Origin of the sequence: uncultured Brachyspira sp., from assembly GCF_949287625.1 — a bacterium.
In the GTDB taxonomy this organism is placed as follows: Bacteria; Spirochaetota; Brachyspiria; order Brachyspirales; family Brachyspiraceae; genus Brachyspira.
Map to the genome: position 1 here is coordinate 20,731 of NZ_CASEGO010000024.1, position 6,421 is coordinate 27,151.

A 6,421-nucleotide genomic window follows, 5' to 3' on the forward strand; every position below is an offset into this window, starting at 1 on the left:
TTATCCTTTTAACAATTAATATCCGCCCCAAACATCACTTTCTTCAGGCTTAAATTTACCTGCATCTTTTTCTGATACCTGTACATGTTCTTTTACATAATCTAATATAGCCTCAGAAGTAGCTCTAGTTTGAGCATCACGCATTATATAATTGATAATATTCTGCTGTTCTTCTTTAGGAAGTTTAGCAAGTCCCATATAGCTTTGATATTGATACATTCTGTTAGCATATTCTTTAGCTTTATCTTCATTAACTGTGATAGAATCTTTATAAGTATCAGCTAATTTTGCCATAATCATATCAAAAGTTATTTGTTTTCTTACATTTTCTTCATATTCTTTTCTAATATCATCATCAGTTTTAGCTACAGAAATTAGAAAATCAGTTTTACTCATTCCTCTGCTTGACATAGATCTTTCAAATTCATTTAATGAAGTTTCTAATTGTTCTTCATAATAGCCTTTTGGAAGAGTCATATTTACTAATTCTATTAATTTATTGAATAAAGTATCATTTACAAGCTCACTGTTTGCTCTGTCTTCTGCTCTTTTTATTAAATGATCTTTTAAAGATTCTTTTACTTTTTGTCTGTCCTCTTCTTTAGAATCATCTTTCATATCAGGTTTTTCTACTTTTACAATATTCATTATTAGTGTAGCTTCTCTGCCGTCAACATAAGTTTTAAGAAGTTTTTTATCATCTTTTTTAACACCTACAGCATTTCTTGCAAAGATACTGTCATTTTCATCATCGCTTGCTACAACAGTTAATTCCTTATTGTATTTTTTATTTTCATCATCATCAAATTCTATTTTTACATGTACTCTATCGCCTATTTCTGACTTTAACTCACTCTCATCAAAATGAGCAAATCTTTGAAGAGATAATTTGTATGCTTCTTCAACTACACTGTCATCAACTGTGTATTTATTTTTTTCTACACTTATAGAAGATAAATCAGGCAAATCAAACTCTGGTATAGGATAATACTCATAAGTAAGATGAAGTCCGTCATCTTTGTTTTCTAAGTTTAAAAGTTTAGGAGTACCCATAGCTTTAACATTTTTCTCATCATGATAAGTATTCCAAGCATCTTCTATTAAAACCTCATTAGCAGCACCTTCCAAAGCCTCTCTGTATCTTGAAAGTATAATATTGTTAGGGGCATGACCTACTCTAAAACCTTTAACATTAACTCTAGGCTTATAATATTCTATTTGTTTTTCCAACTCTTTATTATAAGCATCTTTTGACACAACGAGTTTAAGTGTAACTAAATCTTTTTCATTGGTTGAAGTTTCAAAATTCAAATCTTTAATATCCATTTTTAATAATACCTTTATTAAGCTTTATTATTAAGCTTTAATTAATAAAATTATAATAAAAAAATAACCCCAATAGAAAAGTCATCTACTGGGGTATAAGATGAGCGGGAAACGGGACTCGAACCCGCGACAGTCTGCATGGCAAGCAGAAACTCTACCAACTGAGTTATTCCCGCATAGACATTGACAATACTATAACATAAAACAAAAAAATGTCAACACCATCTATATAAAATTCTAAATAATTATTTTCAAATTCAAAAACTTATTTAAAAAGTCTCCTACTCCGTTTTCATCATTACTCAAACATACATAATCTGACTTTTTCTTTACATCTTCTTCAGCATTAGCCATTGCAACACCTGCACCTGCATATTCTATCATCTCTATATCATTATAATTATCTCCGAAAGCTATTATCTCTTCTCTCTTAATACCCTTCTTATCACAAAGCCATTTTAAAGCACTGCCTTTATTTATACCATCAGCCAATACTTCTAAAAAATTGGTATGTGAAAATGATGTATGAACATTAAAATGAGACATTATATATGACTGAAGTTTTAAAAGTTCTTCTCTTTCGCCTATAAATACCATCTTGCTGAACTTAAAATCATCTACATTTTCCAAACCTATTATCGTATCAGTAATATTTTCTTTTTCTATATATCTTTCATAATAAAAATCAGGCTCAGACACTATATATTTATTTCCGCTGTATACATGAAGATATACTTTATACTTATTAATTAAATCTGCTACTCCCCTTGAAGAAGCCTCATCTATTACCCTATTATATACAAATTTACCATTAGTATCAGCAATTATTGCACCGTTAAAAACTATAGAGTAATTATCATTATTAATCATACCTTTATAACGCTGCATACCGTTAAAAGGTCTTCCTGTAGAAAGTATAATTTCAATACCTTCATTCATCAAATACTGAAAAACTTTTTTATTATAATCGCTTATCTCGCTTTCACTATTTAAAAATGTACCGTCCAAATCTGTTGCTATTAATTTTATTTTTTCTAAACTTTTCATAAAAATATACTATCATAAAATCTGACAAAAACAAGCATTAAAAATAAAACAATTATTTTTTTACTTTAAAAAATATAAAAAACAGACTAGTCTCAAAATATTTTAATATTATTATTTACAGTAAGTTTACATAATAAATCAGCAGATAATTATATTTAATAATATTAATACTGATTTCCATACACAAAATGTTGAATTAGAATCAGTTTTTTATCTAATTTATATTACAATAGGCGGTTTTTATAAGTTATAAATTTATATTTTATTTATATCATTATGAGTTATATAAATGCTTTTTAATTCTACCGATTTTTTGATATTTTTTCCTATAACGCTTATTTTATATTGGATATTTCCAAAAAAATTAAGATATATATGTCTTTTCATAGCTAGTTATATATTTTATATGTTTTGGAATCCTAAATATGCATTACTTATGGGCACTTCTACTGTAGTAACTTTTTTAAGCGGTATATTAATAGAAAAATTAAAATATAAAAGAATAGTTGCGGCTTTCAGCTTTATAATCAATATTGCAATACTAGTATTTTTTAAGTATTTTGACTTTTTGCTATTAAATATTAATATGATTTTATCAGCATTTAATATAAAATTAATAGAAAAACCATTTGATATAATTTTACCAGTAGGAATATCATTTTATACATTTCAGGCATTAAGCTATACTATAGATGTTTACAGAGGAGAGATAAAGTCAGAAAAAAATATTATCAAGTATGCATTGTTTGTATCATTTTTTCCGCAGTTGGTAGCTGGACCTATAGAGCGTTCAAAGCATTTGCTTGGACAAATTCAAAATATGGATAAAATAAAAAGATTCGATTATCAAAGAATAACTGAAGGACTTATTTTAATGCTTTTCGGTTATTTTCAGAAAATGGTAATAGCAGATAGGGCTTCTATATTGGTAGATACTGTTTTCAATAGATATTATATTTATAACTCATCAGAATTATTATTATCAGCATTACTTTTTGCAGTGCAGATATACTGTGATTTTGCAAGCTACTCACTCATAGCAATAGGTACTGCTAAAGTTATGGGAATAGACTTGATGGAAAACTTTAATACTCCTTATTTTGCTAGGAGCATAAAAGAGTTTTGGGGCAGATGGCATATATCATTATCTACTTGGTTTAGAGATTATCTTTATATACCTTTGGGAGGAAACAGATGCTCAAAATTAAGGAGAAGTTTTAATATATTAGTAACATTTTTAGTAAGCGGTTTATGGCATGGAGCTAATTTTACATTTATAGCTTGGGGTGCTATTCATGGAATATGCTATTTAATAGAAGATATTACTTCAAAGTTTAGAAATAATGTTTTAAATAAATTTGGTGTAAAGGTAAAAAGTTTCAGCTTTAAACTTCTTGAAGTAATCATTACATTTATAATAGTAGATTTGGCTTGGATATTTTTTAGGGCAGAAACTATACATGATGCTTTTTATTATATAAAGAGAATGTTTACAAAAATAGATTTATGGCGTTTGTTTGACGGCTCTTTATATAAATTGGGACTAGACAGTTTTGAAATGAATATACTTATAATATCTTTGATAGTGTTATTTTTGGTAGATATTATAAAATATATAAAGAAAGAAACTATTTATGAGTTTTTAAAAAATCAATGCTTGTATTTTAGATGGGCTGTAATATTTTTCTTATTATTTTTTATAATAATATACGGCAAATACGGTGCAGGTTTTGATCCTAAGCAGTTTATATATTTTCAGTTTTAGGAGGTATTAATAATAGATAAATGTTTTATTAATTGTATTGTATACTGAAAATTTTTAAGTTTGTCAATTTCTTTATTCAACTTTTTCCCGCCTTCGCTTGCCTACGGCACACAGAATGGCAGGATTTGCCAAAAGTTGCAAAAACTGCAAGCATAAAAATAATATTAATTATGTTTTATATGTAGAATAAATTATTAAATTTAAGCTAAAATATAGCCTTTTTGCTTCTTTGTGGCAACAAAAGAAGTGGGGTGCGGGGCAAAGCCCTGCAAATATTTTAAATTAAAAAAATTAATTTTTGACAAATTATAGTTGTTTAGGTATATATTGAGTTTGAATATGAAAAATAATAGGCTTTTTATAATATGATAAAAAACACATTAAAAATTATTTGCTTTATAGCAGTATTTATTACATTACTCTGGACTTCCAGCAGAGTATTAAGATTTAAAAATGAGAATGGTATATATCAGGGCGACAGTTTTTATGAACAGAAAACTAACAGTATAGATTTACTTATTCTTGGAAGCAGTCATGTACATTATAATATTAATCCAGCTGCTTTATATAATAAGTATGGAATTGCCGCTTATAACTTTACATCTGGAAGCCAGCCTATATGGAGTACTTATCATTATTTAGTTGAAGCATTAAAATATCAAAAGCCAAAATTAATAGCATTAGAGTCCTATATTGTAGCAGCAAGCAGAACTAATGTTGTAGATTATCAGATAGTAGCAGCTACTTATGCATTAAGATGGTCTCAAAATAGAATAAACTCTTTAAAAGTAACTGCCGCAGATAGATTTGATGAGTTTATTAATCCAATGTATAGATATCATAACAGGTATAAAGATTTAAAAGATGAAGACTTTATTCCTTATGCTAATAATTATAATCATTATAAATATTTCAAAGGCTACTCTTTTCATAATAAAACATTTCCTGTTAAAGAGCCTAATATAAAAAATATCAAAGATACTCTGCCTCTATTGGAACAACAGGAAACTTATTATAGAAAAATATTAGAGCTTGCCAAAACTAATAATATACCTATAGTAGTTATAGCCTCTCCTTTTCCTATGACTGATGATGAGGCTAGGCACTTTAATATGGTAGGTGAGATTGCAAAAGAATATGATGTCCCTTTTATGAATTTTAATCATTATTATGATGATTATGATTTAGATTTTTGGACTGATTATAATGATGCGGGGCATTTGAATTATAAGGGTGTAGAAAAATATACTTCTTTTTTAGGAAAATATTTAAAAGATAATTTTGATTTGCCGGACAGAAGAGGCGATACTAATTATATCACTTGGGAGAGAAATGCTTTATACGAATACAATAGAGTTTATGATATGTCTTTAAGAGATATAGATAATATTCATAATTATATAACAAAAATAACTAATCTTAATGACTATACTATAGTAATAAATATGCTTGGAGAATACAGTACTAATGACAGCGTAGTAAAAGGGCTTTATTCCAATTTTAATATTACTAATGAAATGTATACCAATAATATTTCTTATGTTATAGATAAAAACAAATTAGTATTTTCTTCAATGGGTGAAACTAATTATCTTTATCATAAAGAGCTTAATAAATACAATGATTTAGTAGTTGACAGCGGAAACAGAATAATGATAAGCAGGAGCAATTTAAGAAAAACTACTAATGGAGTTAACATAATAGTATATGATAATATAACTTCTGAAGTGGTTGATTTCTTTGGTCTGCCTTATACTAATGATATGATAAGTGAAGTAATAGAAAGAAATTATTAATTTTATAGTAAACAAATACTGACTACTTTAATATTTAGTCAATTTATTTTTACAAATAAAACATATTGTGTTATAGATTGTATATTTTCTTTAAATACCAACTATATATAGTTTACATAATATACAACTTCTTTATAATTTTATCAAAAATAAATTTGAGGAGTTTTTTATGATGGTAGGAAATTTTGAAATAAATGTAAAACAAAAAAATGAAATATCTGATGAATTAATAGGTATTTTTCAAAGAGGCATTAAAGGATTCTACGGAGCTAGCAGAGAATTAATGCTTTATTTGGGAAAACAGGTAGTTCATGGTATAAATCATGCATATATATCGAGAAATGAGCCTTCTGTACTTAATCCTAGACCTTATTATGAATTAATAGACTTGTTTCAAAACTCAATTTATTAATATTTATAGTTTTTAAATTTAATATTTTTTTAATTATAGTTGGGGCTTTGCCCCAAACCCCACTTCTTTTGGTGA

The 6,421-nt window shown here is 27.0% G+C and carries 5 protein-coding genes and 1 tRNA gene; 3 read left to right on the forward strand and 3 right to left on the reverse strand.

Going from position 1 to position 6,421, the window contains the following annotated elements:
- Nucleotides 1-15: 15 nt before the first annotated feature.
- The 3 genes from Q1X91_RS05800 to Q1X91_RS05810 all read right to left on the reverse strand — a co-directional run bounded on the left by Q1X91_RS05800 (nt 16) and on the right by Q1X91_RS05810 (nt 2,373).
- On the reverse strand, nt 16-1,326 hold the full coding sequence (locus Q1X91_RS05800) for a trigger factor (protein WP_300754349.1): 1,311 nt from the start codon (nt 1,324-1,326) through the stop codon (nt 16-18).
- A 103-nt stretch (nt 1,327-1,429) separates the two neighbouring features.
- Nucleotides 1,430-1,502, reverse strand: a tRNA-Gly gene (locus Q1X91_RS05805).
- A 61-nt stretch (nt 1,503-1,563) separates the two neighbouring features.
- Nucleotides 1,564-2,373, reverse strand: coding sequence for a Cof-type HAD-IIB family hydrolase (locus Q1X91_RS05810; RefSeq protein ID WP_300754352.1), 810 nt, complete (start codon nt 2,371-2,373; stop codon nt 1,564-1,566).
- 289 nt (nt 2,374-2,662) lie between these two features.
- Between Q1X91_RS05810 and Q1X91_RS05815 the strand changes: the two genes are divergently transcribed.
- The 3 genes from Q1X91_RS05815 to Q1X91_RS05825 all read left to right on the forward strand — a co-directional run bounded on the left by Q1X91_RS05815 (nt 2,663) and on the right by Q1X91_RS05825 (nt 6,346).
- A complete protein-coding gene (locus Q1X91_RS05815) occupies nt 2,663-4,138 on the forward strand; it encodes an MBOAT family O-acyltransferase (protein WP_300754355.1) in 1,476 nt (491 codons plus the stop codon).
- A gap of 365 nt (nt 4,139-4,503) precedes the next feature.
- Nucleotides 4,504-5,934 carry an SGNH/GDSL hydrolase family protein gene (locus Q1X91_RS05820; protein ID WP_300754358.1) on the forward strand — a complete coding sequence of 477 codons (1,431 nt, stop codon included), beginning with the start codon at nt 4,504-4,506 and terminating at the stop codon, nt 5,932-5,934.
- Nucleotides 5,935-6,103: 169 nt separating this feature from the next.
- On the forward strand, nt 6,104-6,346 hold the full coding sequence (locus tag Q1X91_RS05825; protein WP_300754361.1) for a hypothetical protein: 243 nt from the start codon (nt 6,104-6,106) through the stop codon (nt 6,344-6,346).
- The last annotated feature ends 75 nt before the right edge of the window (nt 6,347-6,421 follow it).

Bases quoted from the DNA above. Each gene is read 5' to 3' on its own strand.
- Q1X91_RS05815 (WP_300754355.1), top strand. From the start codon at position 2,663: ATGCTTTTTAATTCTACCGATTTTTTGATATTTTTTCCTATAACGCTT.
- Q1X91_RS05825 (WP_300754361.1), top strand. From the start codon at position 6,104: ATGATGGTAGGAAATTTTGAAATAAATGTAAAACAAAAAAATGAAATA.
- Q1X91_RS05810 (WP_300754352.1), bottom strand. From the start codon at position 2,373: ATGAAAAGTTTAGAAAAAATAAAATTAATAGCAACAGATTTGGACGGT.
- Q1X91_RS05820 (WP_300754358.1), top strand. From the start codon at position 4,504: ATGATAAAAAACACATTAAAAATTATTTGCTTTATAGCAGTATTTATT.
- Q1X91_RS05800 (WP_300754349.1), bottom strand. From the start codon at position 1,326: ATGGATATTAAAGATTTGAATTTTGAAACTTCAACCAATGAAAAAGAT.